The 1,287-nt window shown below is 43.7% G+C and carries 1 protein-coding gene; it reads right to left on the bottom strand.

From position 1 onward, the window contains the following. Positions 1 to 6: 6 nt before the first annotated feature. Positions 7 to 1,041 carry an IS110 family transposase gene (locus AC1DXC_RS27260; protein ID WP_477462334.1) on the bottom strand — a complete coding sequence of 345 codons (1,035 nt, stop codon included), beginning with the start codon at positions 1,039 to 1,041 and terminating at the stop codon, positions 7 to 9. Positions 1,042 to 1,287: the final 246 nt, after the last annotated feature.

The following is a 1,287-nucleotide window of genomic DNA, read 5'->3' as shown; positions in this document are numbered from 1 at the left end:
TGATTACTATGACATATGCAAATGTTTTTGCCATGAGACTTTGTTTTTCATGAAGATTTCCTGGTTAAACAGGGTGTCCGAATGAATAAGTTTGAATACAATCTTTAGCAAAACGTTTTTTATCCGGTTCAATATAGAAAGGTGTTCAATATTATTATTGATCATTCCTTGATAGTAACTGTAAAAGAGTTGCCCAGGCCTGGTGCACACACTGACTATGCCTTGGTTGAGGTCCACTTTTAAAGGGACGTACGCTTTCTTGGAAACGCGGTCCTTGAATCTGACTGAAGTCCCCGACTTCTTAGGGTAAGGTGCTGTCCCGATAAAGGCAGCAAGAGCTCTCCAGTTGCCGAACCTTTCGAAGCAATCGGTCACGAAAAGGAAATGCCACGCCGTTACTGGACCGATGCAGGGGATGGACAATAGTACCTGGTACATCCTTTTTATCCTCGTATCGGCCGAGATAGCTTTGATAATAGCTTTCTCGAGCGTCTTGATATATGCGGTAAGGATGGATATCAGCTGCTTCTCTATTTCCATTACCAACACGTTAGCAGTGGTTTTCTGTTGCCTGYCTTCATTCCGGCAGGTATAGGCTGAGCGGGTTTCGATAAGGGTCTTCCTGCAAGTAAAAAGCTCTTTCAATTCCCGTACGGTTTGCGATGGCGCATAAAAAGAAACGGCCTTGTCCTGGTTCCTCATCACATAAGAAAATATCTTATGGGCATCGGCTTTATCTGTTTTAAACCTGTTCAGCTCAATACTATAGTAGCTAAGCAGCAGTGGGTGCACAGCCCAAAGGAAGATGCCTTCACCCTTAAGCACGCATGCTAATTTATCCATATAGGAGCCTGTGTTTTCACAGCAAACCAGGATCATGCCGCGGTCGGGCTCCAGCGACAGGAGCAGGGCCAGCAGCCTGCTGATGCCTTTGGCATCGTTGCTTAATTTCACGTAACGGTTTGAGGATGGCGAACCGTAAACCACGTCGATATCAGCCTTGCTGATGTCGATACCGCAAAAAAGTTTAAATTTGTCCATAACATGCTAATGTTTAGGATGTGGGGTTAACCCGGCTAATTCCATGCTACGAACGTGGGGTTAAATTACTATAGAGCCTTGGGTTAATAAAAGAAGATAGCCAGGGTATCAGATCAGAATAGAGCCTCGAAGGCTAGAACTTATGAATATTTCCTACCGGCTATCTTCTCCACATCTTAACATCCCAAAATTATCAACAACAATCTGTTAATTAATTTCTTTGCAAGTCTAATGGAACTTGTTTCA

The sequence above is a fragment of the Mucilaginibacter sp. P2_D11 genome (assembly GCF_056404435.1).
Note: the sequence above shows the minus strand (reverse complement) of the source record. Positions and strands in the feature narration are given on the sequence as shown.